Raw genomic sequence first — 25,515 nt, 5'->3', positions numbered from 1 at the left:
AAGAAGATGATCGCGGAGTTTGAATCACGCATTCTGGCATTAATCGACGGTATGGTTGACCATGCCAGTGATGATGAGTTGTTTGCCAGTGGGTATTTGCGTGGCCACCTGACATTAGCCATCGCAGAACTGGAAAGTGGTGATGACCACTCCGCCCAGGCGGTGCATACAACCGTTAGCCAGAGTCTGGAAAAAGCCATTGGCGCAGGTGAGTTGTCGCCGCGTGACCAGGCGCTGGTTACCGATATGTGGGAAAACCTGTTTCAGCAGGCTTCACAGCAGTAAGTTGTTGGCGTCTGGAGCACCATGCCTGATGCGACGCTTGCCGCGTCTTATCAGGCCTACACGTTACCGTAGGTCGGATAAGGCGTTTACGCCGCATCCGACAAACAATGGCAAAGCTGATTACCCGGACTTCACCGTTTTACCTTTCAACAATTTCCGTACCCATAACCGATTCGGGTTTAACGCCGCCAGCGTACTGGCATCCATCGGAATCGGTTCGTCGCTCATCTGCGCCGCCAGAATTTCGGCACACAGTGGGGCAGAACACAAACCACGCGAACCCAAAGCTGCAAGCATAAACAGATCGTCATAAATCGGCGCGCTTACCGCTTCATCTTTCTGTTCCGCCAGCGAGGCATATTCCGCGAGCGTTGCGTCATAATCGGGCACATTTCCCACCATTGGCAGATGATCGCGGGTAGCACAACGCACACCGCAACGAGCCTCTTTTTCACTGACATCGACTTCTGTCGCCCATTGCGCCTGCGGGAAACAATCAATCAACCGCTGGCGATTCTGCAGCTGATCATCTTCACTGTACGCCGTGTCCTCACTACCGCGATGGTAACTGGCGCCAATACAATGATGCTGATTCGCCGGATTTTGTGGCGTGAGATAACCGTCATAACACAGCACCTGCTTAAGCTTCGCCAGTTCCGGCGTTGTCGGAATATGGCTAACCTGCCCGGCAACTGAATACACCGGCAGAGGCGATGTTTGGCTGAAACGGCTAATTTGATGCCCGTTCGCCAGTACCACCACGCTATGCATCGTTTGCTGACTATCCGCAAATGTCAGTTGCCACTTATCATCTTTACGGGATAAATCCTTTAACTGATGCTGATAACGAATCTGCAAACCTTGCTGTTCCGCCAGTTCCAGCACATTACGGGTAAGTTCTGCCGGACACAGCCAGCCGCCTTGCGGATAAGTGATACCACCACAATTTGTCGCAACACCTGTAACGCCTTTAATCTCATTTGCATCGACCGCCATCGCCAGATCTGCGGGTAAATCCATCGACAACATCTGCGCGATTTTATGCTCGCTTTTCTCATCCCAGCCTAACTGCGTGACGCCGCACCAGTCATGATCAAATTTAACGGGCAATAAATCGTAAAGCCGACGAGCAAAAGTAAACGCATTAGAGAAAAAGCGGTTCAGCGCCTCATCATGTTTGCTCAACAACGGATACAGCGCCCCCTGGCGATTGCCAGAAGCACCCAGCGCAGGGGTATCATCCGCGCAATAAAGCGTTACCTGCCAGCCGCGCCGTAACAGCGCCAGAGACAATAACGCGCTGGCGATACCGCCGCCGATAACTGCGGCTTCCCGTGTGCTGCTACCTGTACGGTTAAACCACGGCGTGGAGGAGGGGAGTGGTAATGTCTGTTCCATCACGCCGCAAAGCATTTCCCGTTTCCGCCCAAAGCCCTTACGCTTTTGCATTGTGAATCCGGCTTCCTGCAAACCGCGACGGACAAATCCGGCAGATGTGAAGGTCGCCAGCGTGCCGCCAGGACGCGCCAGACGTGCCATGGCGTTAAAGAGATTTTGCGTCCACATATCCGGGTTTTTCGCAGGCGCAAAACCGTCCAGAAACCAGGCATCCACTTTTTGATTCAGCGAATCGTCCAGTTGGCTGGTCAGTTCGTTAATGTCGCCAAACCATAAATCCAGCGTTACGCATCCTTCATCGAGCAATAAACGATGGCAACCGGGCAAGGGTAAAGGCCACTGAGCCTGGAGTTGTTCCGCCCACGGCGCCAGTTCCGGCCAGTGTTGATGCGCTAACGCTAAATCAGCACGGGTGAGGGGAAACTTCTCAAAACTAATGAAATGCAATCGCTGCAATTGTGCCTGCGGATGCGCCTGGCGAAACTGATCAAATGCCTGCCAAAGCGTCAGGAAGTTTAATCCGGTGCCGAAGCCGCTCTCCGCTACCACAAACAGAGGATCTGGATGAGCAGGAAAACGTGCCTCTAATTGGTTACCCCCAAGAAAAACATAACGCGTCTCTTCCAGCCCGTTATCGTTGGAAAAATAGACATCGTCAAAATCTCGGGAAACAGGTGTACCCTCAGCATTAAATTCGAGGTTGGCAGGTTGTATTGAGTAGTGTTTCACGTAAGTTACTCGTCTTACAGGCGGTGGCTCGATCTTAGCGATGTGTGTCAGGCCGCGCAAATTTCTCTATAAATTGTCTGATCGGACTTGTTCGGCGTACAAGTGTACGCTATTGTGCATTCGAAACTTACTCTATGTGCGACTTACAGAGGTATTGAATGAAACGTGCAGTGATTACTGGCCTGGGCATTGTTTCCAGCATCGGTAATAACCAGCAGGAAGTCCTGGCATCTCTGCGTGAAGGACGCTCAGGGATCACTTTCTCTCAGGAGCTGAAGGATTCCGGCATGCGTAGCCACGTCTGGGGCAACGTAAAACTGGATACCACTGGCCTCATTGACCGCAAAGTTGTGCGCTTTATGAGCGACGCATCCATCTATGCATTTCTTTCTATGGAGCAGGCAATTGCAGATGCTGGCCTCTCTCCGGAAGCTTACCAGAATAACCCGCGCGTTGGCCTGATTGCAGGTTCCGGCGGCGGTTCCCCGCGTTTCCAGGTGTTCGGCGCTGACGCAATGCGTGGCCCGCGCGGCCTGAAAGCGGTTGGCCCGTATGTGGTCACCAAAGCGATGGCATCTGGCGTTTCTGCCTGCCTCGCCACACCGTTTAAAATTCACGGTGTTAACTACTCCATCAGCTCCGCGTGTGCGACTTCCGCACACTGTATCGGTAACGCAGTCGAGCAGATCCAACTAGGCAAACAAGATATCGTGTTTGCTGGCGGCGGCGAAGAGCTGTGCTGGGAAATGGCGTGCGAATTCGACGCAATGGGCGCGCTGTCTACCAAATACAACGACACCCCGGAAAAAGCCTCCCGTACTTATGACGCTCATCGTGACGGTTTCGTTATCGCTGGCGGCGGCGGTATGGTCGTGGTGGAAGAGCTGGAACACGCTCTGGCACGTGGCGCTCACATTTACGCTGAAATCGTTGGCTACGGCGCAACGTCTGATGGCGCAGATATGGTTGCTCCGTCTGGTGAAGGCGCAGTTCGCTGCATGAAGATGGCGATGCACGGCGTTGATACCCCAATCGACTACCTGAACTCTCACGGTACTTCAACTCCGGTTGGCGACGTGAAAGAGCTGGCGGCTATCCGTGAAGTGTTTGGCGACAAGAGCCCGGCAATTTCTGCAACCAAAGCAATGACCGGTCACTCACTGGGCGCGGCGGGTGTGCAGGAAGCTATCTACTCTCTGCTGATGCTGGAACACGGCTTTATCGCCCCGAGCATCAACATTGAAGAGCTGGACGAGCAGGCGGCGGGTCTGAACATCGTGACCGAAACAACCGATCGCGAACTGACCACCGTTATGTCTAACAGCTTCGGCTTCGGCGGCACCAACGCCACGCTGGTAATGCGTAAGCTGAAAGATTAATAGGTAGAGTCGGTCGGATAAAACGCGTCAGCGTCGCATCCGACAGCAACGCAAAAGGGAACCTGATGGTTCCCTTTTTCACATCGTTGACAATCGCTGCCGCTTCCAGGCAAACTTCCCGCTTTGTCAATTGCCTTCTGAAAACACGTACGCGACGCACCGTAACCCTGAAAACCAGAGAGATGAGACGGGGACACTCCTCGCCTTGCGCTGCATTCTGGAGTAATGCATGACTGCTGTAAGCCAAACAGAAACACGATCTTCTGCCAATTTTTCACTCTTTCGTATCGCCTTTGCGGTTTTTCTAACTTACATGACCGTAGGGTTACCGTTGCCGGTTATCCCGCTGTTTGTTCATCATGAACTGGGCTATGGCAACACCATGGTCGGGATTGCCGTCGGCATTCAGTTTCTGGCTACGGTGCTGACGCGTGGTTACGCCGGGCGGCTGGCCGATCAATATGGCGCAAAACGTTCGGCGCTTCAGGGGATGTTAGCTTGTGGTCTGGCTGGCGGCGCGTTGCTGCTGGCGGCGCTTTTACCCGTCTCTGCACCGATTAAATTTACTCTGCTGGTTGTCGGACGTTTGATTCTTGGCTTTGGTGAAAGTCAGTTGCTGACAGGGGCTTTGACATGGGGATTAGGCATTGTCGGGCCGAAACACTCTGGTAAAGTGATGTCCTGGAACGGAATGGCCATTTACGGCGCACTGGCAGTCGGCGCACCGCTTGGCTTACTGATTCATAGCCATTATGGTTTTGCCGCACTGGCGCTCACCACAATGGCATTACCCTTACTGGCGTGGGGCTGCAATGGCACAGTACGCAAAGTACCGGCAATGGCGGGAGAACGCCCATCGCTGTGGAGCGTTGTTGGGCTTATCTGGAAACCAGGGCTAGGACTGGCGCTTCAGGGTGTTGGCTTTGCGGTTATCGGGACTTTTGTTTCGCTTTACTTTGCCAGCAAAGGATGGGCGATGGCGGGCTTTACGCTCACTGCCTTTGGCGGCGCATTTGTCGTTATGCGCGTGATGTTTGGCTGGATGCCAGACCGTTTTGGCGGCGTAAAAGTGGCGATTGTCTCTCTGCTGGTGGAAACGGTAGGCCTGTTGCTGCTCTGGCAGGCACCGGGCGCGTGGGTCGCGTTAGCTGGCGCGGCGTTAACCGGAGCTGGGTGTTCGCTTATTTTCCCTGCGCTGGGCGTGGAAGTGGTTAAACGTGTTCCTTCCCAGGTTCGCGGTACTGCGCTCGGCGGCTATGCCGCGTTTCAGGATATCGCCCTCGGCGTATCCGGGCCGCTGGCGGGAGTGCTGGCGACCTCGTTTGGCTACTCTTCGGTATTTCTTGCCGGGGCGATATAGGCGGTGCTGGGGATTATCGTGACGATACTGGCGTTTCGCCGGGGTTAACTCACCAGCCAAAACAACATCACAATGATGACGACGAATAATATCCACAAGCTGGGGCGCATTGACATTTTTTGTATCGTGTCAATTAATGGGGTAAAGGGATTGAACAGCGGTTGAATATCACGCGGTTCAATGCCTTTTACCCGCCGCTGATAGAGCTGGTTAAGGATATCCTCGGCCTGTGCAGAAGTCAGGGCTGAATGCGTAGAAAGGCCATACTTTTGCTCAACATAGGTCGATAATACCGTCAGCTCGCTGGCATCCAGTGGCTGTTTTAGCGCCATCTGGAGCGACTCCAGCGTCGGTGTGTGTTGCTGACTTAACGCCTGACGCGCCTGTAACCAGGTGACCAGATGGTTAAACTGTTTCGCCGGAATCAACTCGCCATCTTTCACCCCTGAAAGTTCCAGCATCGATTGCCAGATCTGTTTACTGGGTTCCCCCGTGGCTGCCGCGAGTTTTGTGACCAGTTGTTTGAGCGTATTGTGCTCCGCTGGTAATAAAGGTCGATCGGTCGCCTGGCGCTGTTGCGGCTGCGGGATAACCATCTTCCCTTCCTGTAGCAGAGTCAGGACGGTTTTTAATTGCTCTGGTGAGAGTTGATTCAGCGGCGTCTGACCAAAATTATGCCGGATATAATCCGTGACGGCCTGACGATTATTCCCCAGACGTAAATACTCCCCCAATTGAGCCAGAAGTTGGCGGACAGAATAACTTTTTTGCGCAGACAGCAGACGTTGCGCAAGGTTTTGTTCTGCGGCCGGGAAGTGGCGTGAAAGCAAAGGTGAATCACCCGGCAGACCGATGTCGTGCTTTATATTGGCCCACAATTCCGCTCTCTGCTGTTGCGTCAGCGAAGTTATTTTGGTCATCAAACTTTCCAACGCGGTACGTTGCAAGCTGGATAAAGGCTGATTGCCTGCGCCAGACGACAGGTTATCCCCCTGACCTGGTTGTTGCGCAGGTGGAAGGCCTGAAAGAGGTTGTATCATTACGTATCCTTATACCTGAAATCATCGCAAGTATGCCTGGCCGCGAGATTATGGCACACTTGTCCGGTTAACTCTCGTTCTCATACAGGTAGCACAAACGTGAAAATCCTTGTTGATGAAAATATGCCTTATGCCCGCGAATTATTTAGCCGTCTGGGTGAGGTGAAAGCGGTTCCGGGGCGTCCAATTCCAGTCGCTGAACTGGATGATGCAGATGCGCTGATGGTGCGTTCAGTCACAAAAGTGAACGCGTCGCTGCTGACGGGGAAACCAGTAAAATTTGTTGGCACTGCCACGGCAGGGACAGACCATGTTGATGAGGCATGGTTGAAGCAGGCGGGAATTGGTTTTTCTGCGGCACCAGGCTGTAATGCGATTGCGGTAGTGGAATACGTTTTCTCGTCATTGCTGATGCTTGCCGAACGCGATGGATTTTCACTGCATGACCGTACCGTGGGGATCGTGGGCGTCGGTAATGTCGGTCGTCGATTACAGGCGCGGCTGGAGGCGTTGGGGATTAAAACCTTGCTTTGCGATCCGCCACGCGCCGATCGTGGGGATGAGGGAGATTTCCGTTCTCTTGATGAGCTGGTTCAGCACGCGGATATTCTGACTTTCCATACACCGCTCTTTAAAGATGGGCCGTACAAAACGCTACATCTGGCGGATGAAAAATTGATCCGCCGCCTGAAGCCAGGGACGATTTTGATTAACGCTTGCCGTGGCGCGGTCGTTGATAATACCGCGTTATTGACTTGCCTGAACGAAGGCCAGAAGTTAAGCGTGGTGCTGGATGTCTGGGAAGGGGAGCCGGAACTCAACGTAGAACTGTTGAAGAAAGTGGATATCGGCACGCCGCATATCGCCGGTTATACCCTGGAAGGAAAAGCGCGCGGAACCACACAAGTATTTGAAGCATACAGCAAATTTATTGGTCATGAGCAGCACGTTGCGCTGGATACCTTATTGCCAACGCCAGAGTTTGGTCGCATTACGCTGCATGGCTCGCTCGATCAGCCAACGCTGAAAAGGCTGGTGCATTTGGTGTATGATGTGCGCCGCGATGACGCACCGCTGCGTAAAGTCGCCGGGATACCGGGTGAGTTTGATAAACTGCGCAAAAACTACCTTGAGCGCCGTGAATGGTCGTCTCTGTATGTGATCTGTGATGACGCCAGCGCGGCGGCATTACTGTGTAAACTGGGTTTTAACGCCGTTCATCATCCGGCACGTTAATCTCTTCTTCATGCTCTCTGCTGTAATATTGGCAGGGAGCTTTGCTATTTCTGGAGTAAACCACCATGTCTGAAGGCTGGAACATTGCCGTCCTGGGCGCAACTGGCGCTGTGGGCGAAGCCCTGCTTGAAACGCTGGCTGAACGTCAGTTCCCGGTTGGGGAAATTTATGCACTGGCACGTAACGAAAGCGCAGGTGAACATCTGCGCTTTGGTGGTAAGACAATCACCGTGCAGGATGCCGCTGAATTTGACTGGACGCAGGCGCAACTTGCATTTTTTGTCGCAGGCAAAGAAGCGACCGCTGCCTGGGTTGAAGAAGCGACCAACGCGGGTTGTCTGGTGATCGACAGCAGCGGATTGTTTGCTCTCGAACCCGACGTACCGTTGGTGGTGCCGGAAGTGAATCCTTTTGTACTGACGGACTACCGTAATCGCAACGTTATTGCTGTTCCTGATAGCCTGACCAGTCAGTTACTGGCAGCACTGAAACCGTTAATCGATCAAGGCGGTTTGTCTCGTATCAGCGTCACCAGCCTGATTTCTGCCTCCGCCCAGGGTAAAAAAGCGGTCGATGCGTTAGCAGGGCAGAGCGCGAAATTGCTCAACGGTATTCCGATTGATGAAGAAGATTTCTTTGGTCGTCAGCTGGCGTTCAACATGCTACCCCTGTTGCCGGATCGCGAAGGTAGCGTGCGCGAGGAACGCCGTATCGTCGATGAAGTGCGCAAAATCATGCAGGACGAAGGACTGATGATTTCGGCAAGCGTCGTCCAGGCACCGGTATTTTATGGTCATGCTCAGATGGTCAACTTTGAAGCACTGCGTCCGCTGGCGGCGGAAGAAGCGCGTGATGCGTTTGCTCAAAGCGAATATATTGAGCTTTCTGAAGAGAATGAATTTCCAACGCAGGTGGGCGATGCTTCCGGGTCGCCACATCTTTCTGTTGGTTGTGTGCGTAATGACTATGGTATGCCGGAACAAATTCAGTTCTGGTCGGTGGCTGATAACGTTCGCTTTGGCGGCGCATTGATGGCAGTGAAGATCGCTGAAAAACTGGTGCAGGAGTACCTGTACTAATGTCCGACCAGCAACAACCGCCAGTTTATAAAATTGCGCTGGGCATTGAGTACGACGGCAGCAGATATTACGGCTGGCAACGGCAGAACGAAGTTCGCAGCGTGCAGGAGAAGCTGGAAAAGGCGCTCTCGCAGGTGGCGAACGAACCGATCACCGTCTTCTGCGCCGGGCGTACCGACGCAGGCGTACACGGCACCGGGCAGGTTGTGCATTTCGAAACCACCGCGCAGCGTAAAGACGCTGCGTGGACGTTGGGCGTAAATGCGAATTTACCTGGTGACATCGCCGTGCGTTGGGTTAAAGCTGTACCCGATGATTTTCATGCCCGATTTAGCGCCACGGCTCGCCGTTATCGCTACATCATCTACAATCATCGGCTGCGCCCGGCAGTACTGAGTAAAGGGGTAACCCACTTTTACGAACCGCTGGACGCCGAACGGATGCATCGGGCTGCGCAATGTCTGCTGGGCGAGAATGATTTCACCTCGTTTCGCGCGGTGCAATGTCAGTCCCGAACGCCGTGGCGCAACGTTATGCATATCAACGTCACGCGTCACGGTCCTTATGTGGTGGTGGATATCAAAGCGAATGCCTTTGTACACCATATGGTGAGGAATATTGTTGGCAGCCTGATGGAGGTCGGTGCCCACAACCAGCCAGAGAGCTGGATAGCAGAGCTGTTGGCGGCAAAGGACAGAACGCTGGCGGCAGCAACGGCGAAAGCGGAAGGTCTGTATCTGGTTGCGGTGGATTACCCTGACCGATTTGATCTTCCAAAGCCGCCAATGGGCCCGCTATTTCTGGCGGACTAATGAGAATAATGCTCTGAACATTTCAGGTCGTAGCCAACGCAGTTACGGCCTGAAAGAGTAAGAGCAAAAGGCATAGGCAATTATGGACCTGATTTATTTCCTCATCGATTTTATCCTGCACATTGATGTGCATCTGGCGGAGCTGGTCGCAGAGTATGGCGTCTGGGTTTATGCCATCCTGTTTTTGATTTTGTTCTGTGAAACCGGTCTGGTGGTGACACCGTTTCTGCCGGGAGATTCGCTGCTGTTTGTCGCTGGAGCACTGGCTTCGCTTGAAACCAACGATCTCAATGTTCATATGATGGTCGTACTGATGTTAATTGCCGCGATTGTTGGTGATGCAGTCAACTACACCATCGGACGGTTGTTCGGGGAGAAATTATTCAGTAATCCGAACTCGAAAATTTTCCGTCGTAGCTATCTCGACAAAACGCATCAGTTTTATGAGAAACACGGCGGCAAAACCATTATTCTCGCCCGTTTTGTGCCGATCGTCAGAACGTTCGCCCCGTTTGTTGCGGGGATGGGCCACATGTCGTACCGTCATTTCGCCGCTTACAATGTGATCGGCGCGCTGTTATGGGTACTGCTTTTTACCTACGCAGGCTATTTCTTCGGTACAATCCCAATGGTTCAGGATAACCTTAAGCTGCTGATCGTCGGGATTATTGTGGTTTCCATATTGCCGGGCGTCATCGAAATTATCCGTCACAAACGCGCTGCGGCACGCGCCGCAAAATAAAGTAACTCGGCGGTTCGACCACTTTTTTATCCAAAGTTTCGGGCTGTTATGTTTTAATGTGCAACATTGATGGTCTGTTGGGGGCAAAAATGGCATTATGCGTCCCCAAAGATAAAACTGGCATCGAACCAGGTTCAGACAGAAAGGTCCCTAATGAGCTGGATTGAACGAATTAAAAGCAACATTACTCCCACCCGCAAGGCAAGTATTCCTGAAGGTGTGTGGACTAAGTGTGATAGCTGCGGTCAGGTTTTATACCGTGCAGAGCTGGAACGTAATCTTGAGGTCTGTCCGAAGTGTGACCATCACATGCGTATGACGGCGCGTAATCGCCTGCATAGCCTGTTAGATGAAGGAAGCCTTGTGGAGCTGGGTAGCGAGCTTGAGCCGAAAGATGTGCTGAAGTTCCGTGACTCCAAAAAGTATAAAGATCGTCTGGCATCAGCACAGAAAGAAACCGGCGAAAAAGACGCGCTGGTAGTAATGAAAGGCACCCTGTATGGAATGCCGGTCGTTGCTGCTGCCTTCGAATTTGCCTTTATGGGCGGTTCAATGGGATCCGTAGTGGGTGCTCGTTTTGTGCGTGCCGTTGAGCAGGCGCTGGAAGACAACTGCCCGCTTATCTGCTTTTCCGCCTCTGGTGGCGCACGTATGCAAGAGGCGCTGATGTCGCTGATGCAGATGGCGAAAACCTCTGCGGCACTGGCGAAAATGCAAGAGCGCGGTCTGCCGTACATTTCCGTACTGACCGATCCGACCATGGGCGGCGTTTCTGCAAGTTTCGCGATGCTTGGCGATCTCAATATTGCTGAACCGAAAGCGTTGATCGGCTTTGCCGGCCCGCGTGTTATTGAACAGACCGTTCGCGAAAAACTGCCGCCGGGATTCCAGCGCAGTGAGTTCCTGATCGAAAAAGGCGCGATCGACATGATCGTCCGCCGTCCGGAAATGCGCCTGAAACTGGCGAGCATTCTGGCGAAGCTGATGAATCTGCCAGCGCCAAATCCTGAAGCGCCACGTGAAGGCGAAGTGGTGCCACCAGCACCGGATCAGGAACCTGAGGCCTGATAACTGATAAGGGCAGGGCCGCTGGCTCTGCCCTTTTGCTATTATCCCCGTAATGAATCAGCGGATACCATGATTATCAAACGCACACCTCAAGCCGCGTCGCCTTTGGCTTCGTGGCTTTCTTATCTGGAAAACCTGCACAGTAAGACAATCGATCTCGGCCTTGAGCGCGTAAGCCAGGTGGCAGCGCGTCTCGGCGTTCTGAAACCAGCACCGTTTGTGTTTACCGTTGCGGGTACTAATGGCAAAGGCACAACCTGCCGCACGCTGGAATCGATACTCATGGCGGCAGGGTACAAAGTGGGTGTTTACAGTTCGCCGCATCTGGTGCGTTATACCGAGCGCGTTCGTGTACAGGGTCAGGAACTACCAGAATCGGCCCACACCGCCTCTTTTGCTGAGATTGAATCGGCACGCGGTGATATTTCCCTGACCTATTTTGAATACGGCACGTTGTCGGCGCTGTGGCTGTTTAAACAGGCGCAACTTGATGTTGTAATTCTGGAAGTGGGGCTGGGTGGTCGTCTGGATGCCACCAATATTGTCGATGCTGATGTAGCCGTGGTGACCAGCATTGCGCTGGATCATACTGACTGGCTGGGGCCAGATCGCGAAAGCATTGGTCGCGAGAAAGCAGGGATCTTCCGCAGTGAAAGACCGGCGATCGTTGGTGAACCTGAAATGCCATACACCATCGCCGATGTGGCGCATGAGAAGGGCGCACTGTTGCGACGTCGAGGCGTAGAGTGGAATTATTCCGTCAGCGACCATGACTGGTCGTTTACCGACGCACACGGTACGCTGGAAAACCTGCCGTTACCGCTTGTCCCACAACCGAATGCCGCAACGGCGCTGGCGGCGCTGCGTGCCAGCGGCCTGGAGGTCAGTGAGCAGGCAATTCGCGATGGTATTGCCAGCGCAATTTTGCCGGGACGTTTCCAGATTGTGAGCGAGTCGCCACGCGTCATTTTTGATGTCGCCCATAATCCCCATGCGGCAGAATATCTTACCGGGCGTATGAAAGCGTTACCGAAAAACGGGCGCGTACTGGCAGTAATCGGTATGCTACATGATAAAGATATTGCTGGGACATTGGCCTGGTTGAAAAGCGTGGTGGATGACTGGTATTGTGCGCCACTGGAAGGGCCGCGCGGTGCCACGGCAGAACAACTGCTTGAGCATTTGGGTAACGGCAAATCATTTGATAGCGTTGCGCAGGCATGGGATGCCGCAATGGCGGACGCTAAACCGGAAGATACCGTGCTGGTGTGTGGTTCATTCCACACGGTCGCACATGTCATGGAAGTGATTGACGCGAGGAGAAGCGGTGGCGAGTAAGTTTCAGAATCGGTTAGTTGGCACAATAGTGCTGGTGGCGCTGGGAGTGATTGTGCTGCCAGGGCTGCTGGACGGGCAGAAAAAACATTATCAGGATGAGTTCGCGGCAATCCCGCTGGTGCCTAAAGCGGGCGATCGCGATGAGCCTGATATGATGCCAGCCGCTACCCAGGCATTGCCGACACAGCCGCCTGAAGGGGCTGCAGAGGAGGTGCGTGCGGGCGATGCTGCGGCACCTTCGCTCGATCCGGCAATTATTGCGGCCAATAATACCGAGTTTGAACCGGAACCTGCACCGGTCGCTCCACCGAAACCAAAACCGGTGGAGCCGCCTAAGCCGAAAGTAGAAGCACCGCCTGCGCCGAAGCCAGAACCGAAACCGGTCGTGGAGGAAAAAGCTGCACCGACGGGTAAAGCCTATGTTGTGCAACTGGGCGCGCTGAAAAATGCCGACAAAGTGAATGAGATTGTTGGTAAATTGCGCGGTGCGGGATACCGGGTTTATACGTCGCCGTCAACGCCAGTACAGGGTAAAATTACCCGTATTCTGGTTGGGCCGGATGCTTCGAAAGAGAAGCTGAAAGGCTCGCTGGGTGAGCTGAAGCAACTTTCTGGCTTAAGCGGCGTGGTAATGGGCTATACGCCGAATTAATACGGTTTTGCCTGATGCGATCTTATCAGGCCCGAACAGGAGCAGCCCTGTAGGTCGGATAAGGCGTTCACGCCGCATCCGACACGTATTGCCCGATGCCGCAAAGGCAAAAAAACCGATGGCGTTGAATATTTTTTCAGCGCCATTTTTATTGATGCGTGGGAAGGAAATCCCTACGCAAACGTTTTCTTTTTCTGTTAGAATGCGCCCCGAACAGGATGACAGGGCGTAAAATCGTGGGACACATATGGTCTGGATTGATTACGCCATAATCGCGGTGATTGCTTTTTCCTCTCTGGTTAGCCTGATCCGTGGCTTTGTTCGTGAAGCGTTATCGCTGGTGACATGGGGGTGTGCTTTCTTTGTCGCCAGTCATTACTACACTTACCTGTCACCCTGGTTTACGGGCTTTGAAGACGAACTGGTTCGAAATGGGATTGCCATCGCGGTACTGTTTATTGCCACACTTATCGTTGGCGCTATCGTGAACTTCGTGATAGGCCAGCTAGTGGAGAAAACAGGGTTGTCAGGCACCGATCGGGTGCTGGGCGTCTGTTTCGGTGCGTTGCGTGGTGTGCTGATTGTTGCTGCCATTCTTTTCTTTCTCGACTCCTTTACCGGGGTGTCGAAAAGCGAAGACTGGAGCAAATCACAGCTGATCCCGCAGTTCAGTTTTATCATCAGATGGTTTTTTGATTATCTGCAAAGCTCGTCAAGTTTCTTGCCCAGGATCTAACGGTTCTGAGATGTGGCTTAACGAGGAAAAAGACGTATGTGCGGTATTGTCGGTATCGCCGGTGTTATGCCGGTTAACCAATCGATTTATGATGCCTTAACGGTGCTTCAGCATCGCGGTCAGGATGCCGCTGGCATCATCACCATTGATGCCAATAACTGCTTCCGTTTGCGTAAAGCGAACGGTCTGGTGAGCGATATATTTGAAGCTCGCCATATGCAGCGTTTGCAGGGCAATATGGGCATTGGTCATGTGCGTTACCCTACGGCTGGCAGCTCCAGCGCCTCTGAAGCACAGCCGTTTTACGTTAACTCCCCGTATGGCATCACGCTTGCCCATAATGGCAATCTGACTAACGCTCACGAGTTGCGTAAAAAGCTGTTTGAAGAAAAACGCCGCCACATCAACACTACTTCCGACTCGGAAATTCTGCTCAATATCTTCGCCAGTGAACTGGACAACTTTCGCCATTACCCGCTGGAAGCCGACAACATTTTTGCCGCCATTGCCGCCACAAACCGCCAGATCCGTGGCGCGTATGCCTGTGTGGCGATGATTATCGGCCACGGTATGGTCGCGTTTCGCGATCCTAACGGCATTCGTCCGCTGGTGTTAGGGAAGCGCGATATTGATGAGAATCGCACAGAATATATGGTCGCTTCTGAAAGCGTTGCGCTCGACACCCTGGGCTTTGAGTTCCTGCGTGATGTCGCACCAGGTGAAGCGATTTACATCACTGAAGACGGACAGTTGTTTACCCGCCAGTGTGCCGACAATCCGGTCAGCAATCCGTGCCTGTTTGAGTATGTATACTTCGCCCGCCCGGACTCGTTCATCGACAAAATTTCCGTTTACAGCGCCCGCGTCAATATGGGAACGAAACTTGGCGAGAAAATTGCTCGCGAATGGGAAGATCTGGATATCGACGTGGTTATTCCAATCCCGGAAACTTCCTGCGATATCGCGCTGGAAATCGCTCGAATTCTGGGTAAACCGTACCGCCAGGGCTTCGTCAAAAACCGCTATGTTGGCCGCACCTTCATCATGCCGGGTCAGCAGCTGCGCCGTAAGTCTGTGCGCCGTAAACTGAACGCCAACCGCGCCGAGTTCCGTGATAAAAACGTCCTGCTGGTTGATGACTCCATCGTCCGTGGCACCACTTCTGAGCAGATTATCGAGATGGCACGCGAAGCCGGAGCGAAGAAAGTTTACCTCGCCTCTGCGGCACCGGAAATTCGCTTCCCGAACGTTTATGGTATTGATATGCCGAGCGCCACGGAGCTTATCGCCCACGGTCGTGAAGTGGATGAAATTCGCCAGATCATTGGTGCTGACGGGCTTATCTTCCAGGATCTCAACGATCTGATCGAAGCCGTTCGCGCTGAAAACCCGGATATCCAGCAGTTTGAATGCTCGGTGTTCAACGGCGTCTACGTCACCAAAGATGTTGATCAGGGCTACCTCGATTTCCTCGATACTTTACGTAATGACGACGCCAAAGCGGTGCAGCGCCAGAACGAAGTAGAAAATCTGGAAATGCATAACGAAGGATGACGCCTTCACGCAGGGTGCCGGTCTGGCACCCTGACTTGCAACTCCCGCCGAAATCCTGCAAAGTCTGCCTGCAAGTCTGACAGGGCAACTATTTATGAAACGACTCATTGTAGGCATCAGCGGTGCCAGTGGCGCGATTTATGGCGTGCGTTTATTACAGGTTCTGCGCGATGTCGCAGATGTTGAAACGCATCTGGTGATGAGCCAGGCGGCGCGCCAGACCTTATCCCTCGAAACGGATTTTTCCCTGCGCGAGGTGCAAGCGTTAGCTGATGTGACGCACGATGCGCGCGATATTGCTGCCAGCATTTCTTCCGGTTCGTTCCAGACGCTGGGCATGGTGATTTTACCCTGTTCAATCAAAACCCTTTCCGGCATTGTCCATAGCTATACCGATGGTTTACTGACCCGTGCTGCAGATGTAGTGCTGAAAGAACGCCGCCCGCTGGTGCTCTGCGTGCGTGAAACACCGTTGCATTTAGGCCACCTGCGGTTAATGACTCAGGCGGCGGAAATTGGTGCGGTGATTATGCCTCCCGTTCCGGCGTTTTATCATCGCCCACAATCGCTTGATGATGTGATAAATCAGACGGTTAACCGTGTACTTGACCAGTTTGCGATAACCCTTCCCGAAGATCTCTTTGCCCGCTGGCAGGGCGTATAACTTTGCTGTTGCCCTGTTTCAGGGCAATTTTGCAACCGCGATCAAATCCTCGACATTTTGTTCCTGTCATTGAATCGAAACGCTGCGATTGAACCGTCATACCTGCTATCTTCAACTTCAGGACAATAATGCAACGTCTTATTAACATATTTAACATCGAATGTTTCTGCTGTCGGCAAGATGGCATAAGACCTGCATGAAAGAGCCTGCAACACACAACACAATACACAACATAAAAAAGCCATTTCACTTGAGGGTTATGTATGAAGAAGTCGATTCTCGCTCTGTCTTTGTTAGTCGGTCTCTCCGCAGCGGCTTCCAGCTATGCGGCGCTGCCAGAGACGGTACGTATCGGAACGGATACCACCTATGCACCGTTCTCATCGAAAGATGCCAAAGGTGACTTTGTTGGCTTTGATATCGATCTCGGTAACGAGATGTGCAAACGGATGCAGGTGAAATGTACCTGGGTTGCCAGTGACTTTGATGCGCTGATCCCCTCACTGAAAGCGAAAAAAATCGACGCCATTATTTCGTCGCTCTCCATTACCGATAAACGTCAGCAGGAGATTGCCTTCTCCGACAAGCTGTACGCCGCAGATTCTCGTTTGATTGCCGCCAAAGGTTCGCCGATCCAGCCGACGCTGGATTCACTGAAAGGTAAACATGTTGGCGTGCTGCAAGGCTCCACCCAGGAAGCGTATGCTAATGACAACTGGCGCAGTAAAGGCGTCGATGTGGTGGCCTATGCTAACCAGGATTTGGTCTATTCCGATCTGGATGCAGGTCGTCTGGATGCCGCTCTGCAGGATGAAGTGGCTGCCAGCGAAGGTTTCCTCAAGCAACCCGCCGGTAAAGAGTTCGCCTTTGCTGGCTCATCAGTGAAAGACAAAAAATACTTCGGTGATGGTACAGGCGTAGGGCTACGTAAAGATGATGCCGAACTGAAAGCCGCCTTTGATAAGGCGCTTGGCGAACTGCGTCAGGACGGCACCTACGACAAGATGGCGAAAAAGTATTTCGACTTTAATGTCTATGGTGACTGATACGTCGCAGGGAAGTAGCGCCTGATGGGGAATCATCATGGTGCACGCCAGGTTTGTTGCACTATCGCGGTGCATTGAAATGCATACTTAAGCATTTTTAATGAAAAATAATACGTCTAACGGGGCGGGATATTTTGCCTTGATGGTCAATTTTATGGCACGATAAGTGTAACAAACCTGTAAATATTCCCTATAAAAAGACTGTCAGTTGAGGACATTATGAAAAAACTGGTGCTATCGCTCTCTCTGGTTCTGGCCTTCTCCAGCGCAACTGCAGCGTTTGCTGCGATCCCGCAAAACATCCGCATCGGCACCGATCCGACCTATGCGCCATTTGAATCAAAAAATTCACAAGGCGAACTGGTTGGCTTCGATATCGATCTGGCGAAGGAGTTGTGCAAGCGCATCAATACGCAATGTACGTTTGTCGAAAACCCGCTGGATGCGTTAATCCCGTCCTTAAAAGCGAAGAAGATTGACGCCATCATGTCATCGCTTTCCATCACGGAAAAACGTCAGCAGGAAATTGCCTTCACCGACAAACTGTACGCCGCCGATTCTCGTCTGGTTGTAGCGAAAAATTCCGACATTCAGCCGACAGTAGAATCGCTGAAAGGCAAGCGGGTAGGGGTATTGCAGGGCACCACCCAGGAGACATTTGGTAACGAACACTGGGCGCCAAAAGGCATTGAAATCGTCTCTTATCAGGGGCAGGACAACATTTACTCTGACCTGACCGCCGGACGAATTGATGCCGCGTTCCAGGATGAGGTCGCCGCCAGCGAAGGTTTCCTCAAGCAGCCAGTCGGTAAAGATTACAAATTCGGTGGCCCGTCTGTTAAAGATGAAAAACTGTTTGGCGTAGGCACCGGCATGGGCCTGCGTAAAGAAGATAACGAACTGCGCGAGGCACTGAACAAAGCCTTTGCCGAAATGCGCGCTGACGGTACTTACGAGAAACTGGCGAAAAAGTACTTCGATTTTGATGTTTATGGTGGCTAATCGCCATCGGTGAAAGAAAGCCCGCTCCCTTCGGGTAACCGGAGGGAGACAAGAGGCGGTAATTCACCACACACGACAGGACAGGCAGCATGTTGTATGGGTTTTCAGGTGTTATTTTACAGGGTGCGCTCGTCACGCTGGAGCTGGCGATCAGCTCTGTAGTGCTCGCTGTAATCATCGGTTTAATTGGCGCTGGCGGTAAGCTCTCGCAAAATCGGCTTTCGGGGCTGATTTTCGAAGGGTACACCACGCTGATTCGTGGCGTGCCGGACTTGGTGTTGATGCTGCTGATTTTCTACGGTTTGCAGATTGCGCTAAACACGGTGACGGAGGCGATGGGCGTCGGGCAGATTGATATCGATCCGATGGTCGCTGGTATTATCACTCTCGGTTTTATCTACGGTGCTTATTTTACCGAAACGTTCCGTGGTGCGTTTATGGCAGTGCCGAAAGGGCATATAGAGGCGGCGACGGCGTTCGGTTTTACTCGTGGGCAAGTGTTTCGGCGGATCATGTTTCCGGCGATGATGCGTTACGCCCTGCCAGGCATTGGCAACAACTGGCAGGTAATTCTTAAATCAACTGCCCTGGTTTCGTTACTCGGTCTGGAAGATGTGGTCAAAGCCACGCAGTTAGCGGGTAAAAGTACCTGGGAACCGTTCTATTTCGCCATCGTCTGCGGCGTGATTTATCTGGTTTTCACCACCGTTTCCAATGGTGTGCTGCTGTTCCTTGAGCGCCGCTACTCCGTGGGTGTGAAGAGGGCTGACCTGTGATCGAAATCTTACATGAATACTGGAAACCACTGCTGTGGACCGACGGCTATCGTTTCACTGGCGTGGCGATCACTCTCTGGCTGCTGATTTTGTCGGTAGTGATGGGCGGAATTCTGGCGCTGTTTCTGGCGATTGGTCGCGTCTCAAGTAATAAATACATCCAGTTTCCAATCTGGTTATTTACTTATATTTTTCGCGGTACGCCGCTGTATGTTCAGTTGCTAGTGTTCTATTCCGGCATGTACACGCTGGAAATTGTTAAGGGCACCGAGTTCCTTAACGCCTTTTTCCGCAGTGGCCTGAACTGTACCGTGCTGGCGCTGACGCTCAACACCTGTGCTTATACCACCGAGATTTTTGCCGGGGCAATCCGCTCAGTGCCGCATGGGGAAATTGAAGCTGCCAGAGCCTACGGTTTCTCGACCTTTAAAATGTATCGCTGCATTATTTTGCCTTCTGCGCTGCGTATTGCGTTACCGGCATACAGCAACGAAGTGATCCTGATGCTGCACTCTACTGCGCTGGCTTTCACCGCCACGGTGCCGGATCTGCTGAAAATTGCTCGCGATATCAACGCCGCCACTTATCAACCATTTACCGCCTTCGGCATTGCCGCTGTGCTCTATTTAATTATCTCTTATGTCCTGATAAGCCTGTTCCGTAAAGCGGAAAAACGCTGGTTGCAGCATGTGAAACCTTCTTCAACGCACTGAGAATACGATGTCCGAGAATAAATTAAACGTTATCGATTTGCACAAACGCTACGGCGAACATGAAGTGCTGAAAGGGGTTTCCCTGCAGGCGAACGCCGGAGATGTGATAAGCATCATCGGGTCGTCGGGATCGGGGAAAAGTACCTTTTTGCGATGCATTAACTTCCTCGAAAAGCCGAGCGAAGGATCGATCGTGGTTAATGGTCAGACGATCAATCTGGTGCGTGACAAAGACGGTCAACTCAAAGTCGCCGATAAAAATCAGCTGCGTTTACTGCGCACGCGCCTGACCATGGTGTTCCAGCACTTCAATCTCTGGAGCCATATGACGGTACTGGAAAACGTCATGGAAGCGCCGATTCAGGTGTTGGGCCTGAGCAAGCAGGAAGCGCGCGAGCGGGCGGTGAAGTATCTGGCGAAAGTCGGGATAGACGAACGTGCGCAGGGTAAATACCCGGTGCATCTTTCCGGCGGTCAGCAACAGCGTGTTTCTATCGCGCGGGCGCTGGCGATGGAACCGGAAGTTTTACTGTTTGATGAACCTACCTCGGCGCTCGATCCTGAACTGGTAGGCGAAGTGTTGCGTATTATGCAGCAACTGGCAGAAGAGGGGAAAACCATGGTGGTAGTGACCCACGAAATGGGCTTTGCCCGCCACGTCTCCACGCATGTAATTTTTCTTCATCAAGGGAAAATTGAAGAAGAGGGTACGCCAGAACAGTTATTCGGCAACCCGCAAAGTCCGCGTCTGCAACAGTTCCTTAAGGGATCGCTGAAATAATTATCTCTCCGGTGGCTAATGCTGCCGGAGTATTTTCCGGGGGAATTTGCGAGTCAGCTTCCGCTGAAATGTAAAAATTGCAGTCCGCTAAAAATACTTCTGAATTCGCTGTCCAAAGATAAAAACTGCCTGCTGCATTGGGTGTTAATCGTGGTTATTGTCGCGTCATCTTAAATTTGAGGGGTGACGGAACGCCATGACAATATCGGCAACTTCCACGCCGCATGATGCGGTATTTAAATCTTTTTTACGCCATCCAGACACCGCGCGGGATTTTATTGATATTCACCTTCCCGCGCCGCTGCGCAAACTGTGTGATTTAACGACTCTTAAACTGGAACCAAACAGTTTTATTGATGAAGACCTGCGGCAATATTATTCCGACCTCTTGTGGTCTGTGAAAACGCAGGAGGGAGTGGGTTATATTTATGTAGTGATAGAGCACCAAAGTAAGCCGGAAGAATTAATGGCTTTTCGCATGATGCGTTATTCCATTGCGGCAATGCAAAACCATCTTGATGCGGGCTATAAAGAGCTTCCATTGGTGATCCCGATGCTGTTTTATCATGGCTGCAGAAGCCCTTATCCATATTCACTCTGCTGGCTTGATGAATTTGCCGAGCCTGCGATTGCCCGCAAAATATATTCATCAGCGTTTCCGTTGGTGGATATTACCGTGGTGCCGGATGACGAGATTATGCAACATCGCAAAATGGCGCTGTTGGAGTTAATTCAGAAACATATTCGTCAGCGCGATCTGTTGGGATTAGTCGACCAAATTGTTTCGCTGCTAGTTACAGGGAACACTAATGACAGACAGCTAAAAGCCCTGTTTAATTACGTATTACAAACAGGGGATGCCCAGCGTTTCCGTGCATTTATTGGTGAGATAACGGAACGCGCACCACAAGAAAAGGAGAAACTGATGACCATTGCTGACAGATTACGTGAAGAAGGCGCAATGCAGGGCAAACACGAAGAAGCCCTGCGTATTGCTCAGGAGATGTTGGAGAGAGGGTTAGACAGAGAGTTAGTTCTGATGGTGACCAGACTTTCGCCAGACGATCTTATCGCGCAAAGCCACTAATCCTGTAACACTGGGATTAACTGGCGGATGTTTGCAGTAAACCACATCAGCGAACGACATCCGCCAGCGCCTCTTCTAAATCGTACCAGCGAAAAGCGAACCCCGCTTCTTCAAGCCGTTTTGGCAAGGCGCGTTGTCCGCCCAATACCAGAACCGATGATTCCCCCATCAGCAAGCGAATAGCTGTGGCAGGGACGCGCAAAATCGCCGGGCGATGCAGCGCATGACCAAGCGCATGGGCAAATTGTTCATTGTGTACCGGATATGGCGAGACCATATTAAATGGCCCGCGCAGATCGTTATCCAGCAGCCAGAGAATACCGTTGACCATATCATCAATATGAATCCAGGCCAGATACTGCCGACCGGAGCCTATCGGACCGCCCAGGCCAAGGCGAAACGGAGGCAGCATTTTGCCGAGGATACCGCCATCCGAAGCCAGTACTACGCCGGTACGCAGCAGGCACACTCGTGTTTTGTCGCTTTGCGCCCGACAGGCAATTTCTTCCCAACGGGCGCAGAGTTTATGGGTAAATTCGTTATGTGGCGGTTCTTCTTCAGTGACCACGACTTCACCTAAGTCACCATAATATCCCGCCGCCGAGCCTGAAATGAGCACTGACGGCGGCGTGTCGCTGGCGTTAATCAAATCCACCAGTTTTTGCGTGATATTCCAGCGGCTTTGGCAGAGGAGATCTTTTTGCTCGCGAGTCCAGCGTTTATCAGCAATCGGTTCTCCGGCCAGGTTGATTACTGCATCAACGCTGTTGAGGTTGCTTTGATCGGCAAGCCCTTGCCATAGTGTCACTCGGGAGCCGAGAACGGAACTGGCTGTCTGCGGGTTACGCGTTACCACCGTTACCTGATGACCCAGTTCCAACAAGCGTGGGATTAAATGGCGACCAATTAATCCTGTCCCTCCGGTGATCACTATATTCATGCAGCCTCCCGATATAGCGGTTAACGCTGCCAGCTTAAGGTCATGGATACCGAATCGGCATAGCGCAGCGCGTGAAGTTTATCGATCTCCACTTCAGCATACGTCACCCAGTGATGTTCACGTGCGATATCGAGCACATCCTGAGTTAATTTTTCCAGCAAAGAGAAACGGTTATTCTCTACGTGTTGAATGATGTTTTTGGTAACGGTGCGATAATTCAGCGCGTCATTAATATCTTCGCTGGTACGCGCTTTATCGGCGGGGTAATGGATCGTCACGTTGATAACGATATCCTGACGGTTGTTAATCTCTTCGTCTTTAATTCCGATAAATGTACGTAAGCGAAGGTTCTTTATACGAATAATCGCGGCAGGTTGTGCCATTGCAGGTTCTCCGTTGTTTTATTTAGGATTAAATAATACACGAGAACCAGGTTCTGTTAACTATTCGAAATCTCATCATTTACTTGTGCTTTTAGTAGCGCCTGCCCGGTAGCAGGACGTGAGCGGATTCGTTCATACCAGTTTTTTACTGCCGGATACATCGCGAGATCAATTCGCTGGCGAGTCCAGGCATTAACCCACGGCCAGCAGGCAATATCTGCAATGCTGTAGTTTTCACCGCCCAGCCAGGGCGAGTTTTCCAGGCGCTTATTCAGCACATGATACAGACGCTGAGTTTCAACCTGATAACGCTCAATTGCATAGGGAATAGTCTGTGGCGCTGCATGATTAAAATGGTGATTTTGCCCGAGCATCGGCCCCAGGCCTCCAACCTGCCAGAATAACCACTGTAATGTGGCGGCGCGCTCACGCGGTTCATGACCTAAAAATAGCCCTGTTTTTTCCGCCAGATACAACAAAATGGCACCTGACTCAAAGAGGCTTAATGGTTCACCGCCGTCAGTCGGGGCATGATCAACAATCGCCGGAATTTTATTGTTGGGCGAAATGCGCAAAAACTCCGGGCGAAACTGACCACCTTTACCGAGGTCAACTTTGATTAAGCGATAATCCAGTCCCGCCTCTTCGAGAAACAACGTAATTTTGTGACCATTCGGCGTTGGGGCGAAATAGAGATCGATCATTGCAGCTCCGGTTATCTAATAATCTGAACACATCAAGTATAGAAAGCGCAGCGACTTGTGTAAGTTTTCATCAAGTAACCGTGACAAAAAGGCTCTATAGTTTGATAGCAAGCCCATTTATCGCTGAGGACATAATGAGTAAACCTGCAATCACGCTGTGGTCAGATGCCCATTTTTTCTCCCCTTATGTGTTATCCGCCTGGGTGGCGTTGCAGGAGAAAGGCCTGCCTTTTCATATAAAAACCATCAACCTCGACAGCGGTGAACATTTGCGGCCGACGTGGCAAGGTTACGGACAGACACGGCGCGTGCCGTTGTTACAAATTGATGATTTTGAGTTAAGTGAATCCTCTGCCATTGCAGAATATCTGGAGGATCGTTTTGCGCCGCCGACCTGGGAGCGCATTTATCCGCTTGATTTGCAAAATCGGGCGCGAGCACGGCAGATTCAGGCCTGGCTACGCAGCGATCTGATGCCCATCCGCGAAGAGCGTCCGACGGATGTTGTCTTTGCTGGTGCGAAAAAAGCGCCATTAACGGTGGAGGGAAAGGCCAGTGCAGAGAAACTGTTCGCGATGGCAGAACATTTACTGGCGCATGACCAGCCGAATCTGTTTGGTGAGTGGTGTATTGCAGATACTGATTTGGCGTTAATGATTAACCGCCTGGTATTACAGGGTGATGAGGTGCCGGAACGTCTGGTGGATTATGCAGCATTCCAGTGGCAGCGGGCTTCAGTTCAGCTTTTTATTGCACTTTCGGCGAAGCAATCTGGCTGATAGAGGCGATAGAATCCAGTATCATAGCTTACGTTTTTTCGACGAGGAGTGAGTGATGAAACTGATGTTTGCATCGGACATTCATGGGTCGTTACCGGCGACGGAACGTGTTCTGGATTTGTTTGCCCAGAGCGGAGCTCAGTGGCTGGTGATTCTTGGCGACGTGCTGAATCATGGCCCGAGAAACGCCCTGCCTGAAGGGTATGCGCCAGCCAAAGTAGCCGAACGGCTGAATGAGGTGGCGCATAAAGTTATCGCCGTGCGCGGCAACTGCGATAGCGAAGTGGATCAGATGCTGCTGCACTTCCCTATAACCGCACCGTGGCAACAGGTATTACTGGAAAAGCAACGTCTGTTTCTGACGCATGGTCATCTGTTTGGCCCGGATAATCTGCCGGCTTTAAACCAGAACGACGTGCTGGTGTACGGTCATACCCATCTACCAGTGGCGGAACAGCGGGGTGAAATTTTCCACTTTAACCCCGGTTCGGTAAGCATTCCGAAAGGCGGCTATCCGGCGAGCTATGGCATGTTGGATGATGACGTACTAAGCGTAATCGCACTCAATGATCAAAGTATCATTGCGCAGATCGCGATTAATCCGTAATTTACTCCACAACTCAAAATGCGCCGTAAGAGCGCCAGAAAAAGAAGGTTTCCTGATAATGGAACAGCGTCGTTTGGCAAGTACTGAATGGGTGGATATTGTCAATGAAGAGAACGAAGTCATTGCACAAGCCAGCCGGGAACAAATGCGGGCACAGTGTCTGCGTCATCGTGCAACTTATATCGTCGTGCATGATGGCATGGGCAAAATTCTTGTGCAGCGTCGTACCGAGACAAAAGACTTTTTACCCGGCATGTTAGATGCGACCGCTGGTGGTGTGGTCCAGGCCGATGAGCAACTGCTGGAATCCGCACGTCGCGAAGCGGAAGAAGAGTTGGGCATTGCTGGTGTCCCCTTTGCCGAGCACGGGCAGTTCTATTTCGAAGATAAAAATTGCCGTGTCTGGGGCGCGCTGTTCAGTTGTGTCTCTCACGGTCCATTCGCCCTCCAGGAAGATGAAGTCAGTGAAGTTTGCTGGCTAACGCCGGAAGAAATCACCGCACGTTGCGATGAGTTTACTCCAGACTCGCTGAAAGCTCTGGCGTTGTGGATGAAGCGCAATGCCAAAAATGAAGCCGTAGAGACTGAAACGGCAGAATGAAAAAAGAGCCGCAATTGCGGCTCT

27 protein-coding genes are annotated in these 25,515 nt (G+C 52.0%); 22 read left to right on the top strand and 5 right to left on the bottom strand.

What is annotated here, in order from left to right:
* Positions 1–6 precede the first annotated feature (6 nt).
* Positions 7–285, top strand: coding sequence for a YfcL family protein (locus WES_RS06635; protein WP_000559764.1), 279 nt, complete (start codon positions 7–9; stop codon positions 283–285).
* Positions 286–405: 120 nt separating this feature from the next.
* Here WES_RS06635 and mnmC read toward each other — a convergent pair whose 3' ends face one another.
* The gene (gene mnmC / locus WES_RS06640) at positions 406–2,412 is read right to left on the bottom strand and encodes a bifunctional tRNA (5-methylaminomethyl-2-thiouridine)(34)-methyltransferase MnmC2/FAD-dependent 5-carboxymethylaminomethyl-2-thiouridine(34) oxidoreductase MnmC1 (protein WP_016158695.1); all 2,007 of its coding nucleotides are present in this window, start codon (positions 2,410–2,412) and stop codon (positions 406–408) included.
* Between the two features lie 158 nt (positions 2,413–2,570).
* On the opposite strand from mnmC, the gene fabB reads away from it, so the two are divergent.
* Together fabB and WES_RS06650 are read left to right on the top strand one after the other, a co-directional pair.
* On the top strand, positions 2,571–3,791 hold the full coding sequence (gene fabB, locus WES_RS06645) for a beta-ketoacyl-ACP synthase I (RefSeq protein WP_000817178.1): 1,221 nt from the start codon (positions 2,571–2,573) through the stop codon (positions 3,789–3,791).
* 229 nt (positions 3,792–4,020) lie between these two features.
* Positions 4,021–5,151 carry an MFS transporter gene (locus WES_RS06650; RefSeq protein ID WP_016158694.1) on the top strand — a complete coding sequence of 377 codons (1,131 nt, stop codon included), beginning with the start codon at positions 4,021–4,023 and terminating at the stop codon, positions 5,149–5,151.
* A 44-nt stretch (positions 5,152–5,195) separates the two neighbouring features.
* Here WES_RS06650 and flk read toward each other — a convergent pair whose 3' ends face one another.
* Positions 5,196–6,191 carry a flagella biosynthesis regulator Flk gene (gene flk, locus WES_RS06655; RefSeq protein WP_016158693.1) on the bottom strand — a complete coding sequence of 332 codons (996 nt, stop codon included), beginning with the start codon at positions 6,189–6,191 and terminating at the stop codon, positions 5,196–5,198.
* Between the two features lie 99 nt (positions 6,192–6,290).
* Between flk and pdxB the strand changes: the two genes are divergently transcribed.
* From pdxB to rpnB, 16 genes are all read left to right on the top strand, one after another.
* Entirely contained in the window at positions 6,291–7,427 is a 1,137-nt protein-coding gene (pdxB, locus tag WES_RS06660) for a 4-phosphoerythronate dehydrogenase PdxB (RefSeq protein ID WP_000699164.1), read from the top strand.
* Between the two features lie 65 nt (positions 7,428–7,492).
* Positions 7,493–8,506 carry an aspartate-semialdehyde dehydrogenase gene (locus WES_RS06665; RefSeq protein WP_016158692.1) on the top strand — a complete coding sequence of 338 codons (1,014 nt, stop codon included), beginning with the start codon at positions 7,493–7,495 and terminating at the stop codon, positions 8,504–8,506.
* On the top strand, positions 8,506–9,318 hold the full coding sequence (gene truA, locus WES_RS06670) for a tRNA pseudouridine(38-40) synthase TruA (protein ID WP_001283597.1): 813 nt from the start codon (positions 8,506–8,508) through the stop codon (positions 9,316–9,318). The genes WES_RS06665 and truA overlap by 1 nt, the downstream gene beginning before the upstream one ends.
* A gap of 82 nt (positions 9,319–9,400) precedes the next feature.
* Positions 9,401–10,060 carry a DedA family protein gene (locus tag WES_RS06675; RefSeq protein ID WP_000364335.1) on the top strand — a complete coding sequence of 220 codons (660 nt, stop codon included), beginning with the start codon at positions 9,401–9,403 and terminating at the stop codon, positions 10,058–10,060.
* A 153-nt stretch (positions 10,061–10,213) separates the two neighbouring features.
* On the top strand, positions 10,214–11,128 hold the full coding sequence (gene accD, locus WES_RS06680) for an acetyl-CoA carboxylase, carboxyltransferase subunit beta (protein WP_000118402.1): 915 nt from the start codon (positions 10,214–10,216) through the stop codon (positions 11,126–11,128).
* A gap of 69 nt (positions 11,129–11,197) precedes the next feature.
* A complete protein-coding gene (folC, locus tag WES_RS06685; RefSeq protein WP_016158691.1) occupies positions 11,198–12,466 on the top strand; it encodes a bifunctional tetrahydrofolate synthase/dihydrofolate synthase in 1,269 nt (422 codons plus the stop codon).
* The gene (dedD, locus tag WES_RS06690; RefSeq protein ID WP_000146984.1) at positions 12,456–13,118 is read left to right on the top strand and encodes a cell division protein DedD; all 663 of its coding nucleotides are present in this window, start codon (positions 12,456–12,458) and stop codon (positions 13,116–13,118) included. The genes folC and dedD overlap by 11 nt, the downstream gene beginning before the upstream one ends.
* 247 nt (positions 13,119–13,365) lie before the next feature.
* Positions 13,366–13,854: a colicin V production protein gene (gene cvpA, locus WES_RS06695; protein ID WP_000262106.1), complete on the top strand. Its 489-nt coding sequence runs from the start codon at positions 13,366–13,368 to the stop codon at positions 13,852–13,854.
* Positions 13,855–13,890: 36 nt separating this feature from the next.
* Positions 13,891–15,408, top strand: a complete 1,518-nt coding sequence (purF, locus tag WES_RS06700) for an amidophosphoribosyltransferase (protein WP_000334208.1) — start codon at positions 13,891–13,893, stop codon at positions 15,406–15,408.
* Positions 15,409–15,502: 94 nt separating this feature from the next.
* The gene (gene ubiX, locus WES_RS06705; RefSeq protein WP_000825692.1) at positions 15,503–16,072 is read left to right on the top strand and encodes a flavin prenyltransferase UbiX; all 570 of its coding nucleotides are present in this window, start codon (positions 15,503–15,505) and stop codon (positions 16,070–16,072) included.
* Positions 16,073–16,335: 263 nt separating this feature from the next.
* Positions 16,336–17,118, top strand: coding sequence for a lysine/arginine/ornithine ABC transporter substrate-binding protein ArgT (gene argT / locus WES_RS06710; protein ID WP_000748253.1), 783 nt, complete (start codon positions 16,336–16,338; stop codon positions 17,116–17,118).
* A 219-nt stretch (positions 17,119–17,337) separates the two neighbouring features.
* The gene (gene hisJ / locus WES_RS06715) at positions 17,338–18,120 is read left to right on the top strand and encodes a histidine ABC transporter substrate-binding protein HisJ (protein ID WP_000737621.1); all 783 of its coding nucleotides are present in this window, start codon (positions 17,338–17,340) and stop codon (positions 18,118–18,120) included.
* Between the two features lie 89 nt (positions 18,121–18,209).
* Complete coding sequence (gene hisQ / locus WES_RS06720; RefSeq protein WP_000965518.1) at positions 18,210–18,896, top strand: histidine ABC transporter permease HisQ; 687 nt, start codon at positions 18,210–18,212, stop codon at positions 18,894–18,896.
* Positions 18,893–19,609 (top strand): ABC transporter permease, encoded by a 717-nt coding sequence (locus tag WES_RS06725; protein WP_000569965.1) that lies wholly within the window; start codon positions 18,893–18,895, stop codon positions 19,607–19,609. Before hisQ ends, WES_RS06725 begins: the two co-directional genes overlap by 4 nt.
* A 7-nt stretch (positions 19,610–19,616) precedes the next feature.
* Positions 19,617–20,390 (top strand): histidine ABC transporter ATP-binding protein HisP, encoded by a 774-nt coding sequence (gene hisP / locus WES_RS06730; RefSeq protein WP_001293617.1) that lies wholly within the window; start codon positions 19,617–19,619, stop codon positions 20,388–20,390.
* A 196-nt stretch (positions 20,391–20,586) separates the two neighbouring features.
* Complete coding sequence (gene rpnB / locus WES_RS06735; protein ID WP_016158690.1) at positions 20,587–21,477, top strand: recombination-promoting nuclease RpnB; 891 nt, start codon at positions 20,587–20,589, stop codon at positions 21,475–21,477.
* Positions 21,478–21,523: 46 nt separating this feature from the next.
* Here the strand turns inward: rpnB and WES_RS06740 are convergent, their stop codons facing one another.
* Genes WES_RS06740 through yfcG form a run of 3 tightly spaced genes read right to left on the bottom strand, consistent with a single transcriptional unit; the run spans position 21,524 to position 23,504 of the window.
* Complete coding sequence (locus tag WES_RS06740) at positions 21,524–22,417, bottom strand: TIGR01777 family oxidoreductase (protein WP_016158689.1); 894 nt, start codon at positions 22,415–22,417, stop codon at positions 21,524–21,526.
* Positions 22,418–22,437: 20 nt separating this feature from the next.
* Entirely contained in the window at positions 22,438–22,800 is a 363-nt protein-coding gene (gene folX / locus WES_RS06745; RefSeq protein WP_000068454.1) for a dihydroneopterin triphosphate 2'-epimerase, read from the bottom strand.
* A 56-nt stretch (positions 22,801–22,856) separates the two neighbouring features.
* A complete protein-coding gene (gene yfcG, locus WES_RS06750; RefSeq protein WP_000566492.1) occupies positions 22,857–23,504 on the bottom strand; it encodes a GSH-dependent disulfide bond oxidoreductase in 648 nt (215 codons plus the stop codon).
* A 134-nt stretch (positions 23,505–23,638) separates the two neighbouring features.
* On the opposite strand from yfcG, the gene yfcF reads away from it, so the two are divergent.
* Genes yfcF through yfcD form a run of 3 tightly spaced genes read left to right on the top strand, consistent with a single transcriptional unit; the run spans position 23,639 to position 25,491 of the window.
* Positions 23,639–24,283, top strand: coding sequence for a glutathione transferase (gene yfcF / locus WES_RS06755; protein ID WP_000042422.1), 645 nt, complete (start codon positions 23,639–23,641; stop codon positions 24,281–24,283).
* A gap of 55 nt (positions 24,284–24,338) precedes the next feature.
* Positions 24,339–24,890 carry a phosphodiesterase gene (gene yfcE, locus WES_RS06760; RefSeq protein WP_010351461.1) on the top strand — a complete coding sequence of 184 codons (552 nt, stop codon included), beginning with the start codon at positions 24,339–24,341 and terminating at the stop codon, positions 24,888–24,890.
* Positions 24,891–24,948: 58 nt separating this feature from the next.
* Positions 24,949–25,491: an NUDIX hydrolase YfcD gene (yfcD, locus tag WES_RS06765; protein ID WP_000437935.1), complete on the top strand. Its 543-nt coding sequence runs from the start codon at positions 24,949–24,951 to the stop codon at positions 25,489–25,491.
* Positions 25,492–25,515 lie beyond the last annotated feature (24 nt).

Origin of the sequence: Escherichia sp. KTE31 (genome assembly GCF_000407925.1) — a bacterium.
GTDB lineage: Bacteria > Pseudomonadota > Gammaproteobacteria > Enterobacterales > Enterobacteriaceae > Escherichia > Escherichia ruysiae.
This window is presented reverse-complemented; position numbering and strand designations above follow the sequence as displayed.

What these genes read in the sequence shown, in the direction of transcription:
- WES_RS06635 (WP_000559764.1), top strand. Translation starts at nt 7, where the DNA reads ATGATCGCGGAGTTTGAATCACGCATTCTGGCATTAATCGACGGTATG.
- fabB (WP_000817178.1), top strand. Translation starts at nt 2,571, where the DNA reads ATGAAACGTGCAGTGATTACTGGCCTGGGCATTGTTTCCAGCATCGGT.
- WES_RS06650 (WP_016158694.1), top strand. Translation starts at nt 4,021, where the DNA reads ATGACTGCTGTAAGCCAAACAGAAACACGATCTTCTGCCAATTTTTCA.
- flk (WP_016158693.1), bottom strand. Translation starts at nt 6,191, where the DNA reads ATGATACAACCTCTTTCAGGCCTTCCACCTGCGCAACAACCAGGTCAG.
- WES_RS06665 (WP_016158692.1), top strand. Translation starts at nt 7,493, where the DNA reads ATGTCTGAAGGCTGGAACATTGCCGTCCTGGGCGCAACTGGCGCTGTG.
- truA (WP_001283597.1), top strand. Translation starts at nt 8,506, where the DNA reads ATGTCCGACCAGCAACAACCGCCAGTTTATAAAATTGCGCTGGGCATT.
- WES_RS06675 (WP_000364335.1), top strand. Translation starts at nt 9,401, where the DNA reads ATGGACCTGATTTATTTCCTCATCGATTTTATCCTGCACATTGATGTG.
- accD (WP_000118402.1), top strand. Translation starts at nt 10,214, where the DNA reads ATGAGCTGGATTGAACGAATTAAAAGCAACATTACTCCCACCCGCAAG.
- folC (WP_016158691.1), top strand. Translation starts at nt 11,198, where the DNA reads ATGATTATCAAACGCACACCTCAAGCCGCGTCGCCTTTGGCTTCGTGG.
- cvpA (WP_000262106.1), top strand. Translation starts at nt 13,366, where the DNA reads ATGGTCTGGATTGATTACGCCATAATCGCGGTGATTGCTTTTTCCTCT.
- purF (WP_000334208.1), top strand. Translation starts at nt 13,891, where the DNA reads ATGTGCGGTATTGTCGGTATCGCCGGTGTTATGCCGGTTAACCAATCG.
- ubiX (WP_000825692.1), top strand. Translation starts at nt 15,503, where the DNA reads ATGAAACGACTCATTGTAGGCATCAGCGGTGCCAGTGGCGCGATTTAT.
- argT (WP_000748253.1), top strand. Translation starts at nt 16,336, where the DNA reads ATGAAGAAGTCGATTCTCGCTCTGTCTTTGTTAGTCGGTCTCTCCGCA.
- hisJ (WP_000737621.1), top strand. Translation starts at nt 17,338, where the DNA reads ATGAAAAAACTGGTGCTATCGCTCTCTCTGGTTCTGGCCTTCTCCAGC.
- hisQ (WP_000965518.1), top strand. Translation starts at nt 18,210, where the DNA reads ATGTTGTATGGGTTTTCAGGTGTTATTTTACAGGGTGCGCTCGTCACG.
- hisP (WP_001293617.1), top strand. Translation starts at nt 19,617, where the DNA reads ATGTCCGAGAATAAATTAAACGTTATCGATTTGCACAAACGCTACGGC.
- rpnB (WP_016158690.1), top strand. Translation starts at nt 20,587, where the DNA reads ATGACAATATCGGCAACTTCCACGCCGCATGATGCGGTATTTAAATCT.
- WES_RS06740 (WP_016158689.1), bottom strand. Translation starts at nt 22,417, where the DNA reads ATGAATATAGTGATCACCGGAGGGACAGGATTAATTGGTCGCCATTTA.
- folX (WP_000068454.1), bottom strand. Translation starts at nt 22,800, where the DNA reads ATGGCACAACCTGCCGCGATTATTCGTATAAAGAACCTTCGCTTACGT.
- yfcG (WP_000566492.1), bottom strand. Translation starts at nt 23,504, where the DNA reads ATGATCGATCTCTATTTCGCCCCAACGCCGAATGGTCACAAAATTACG.
- yfcF (WP_000042422.1), top strand. Translation starts at nt 23,639, where the DNA reads ATGAGTAAACCTGCAATCACGCTGTGGTCAGATGCCCATTTTTTCTCC.
- yfcE (WP_010351461.1), top strand. Translation starts at nt 24,339, where the DNA reads ATGAAACTGATGTTTGCATCGGACATTCATGGGTCGTTACCGGCGACG.
- yfcD (WP_000437935.1), top strand. Translation starts at nt 24,949, where the DNA reads ATGGAACAGCGTCGTTTGGCAAGTACTGAATGGGTGGATATTGTCAAT.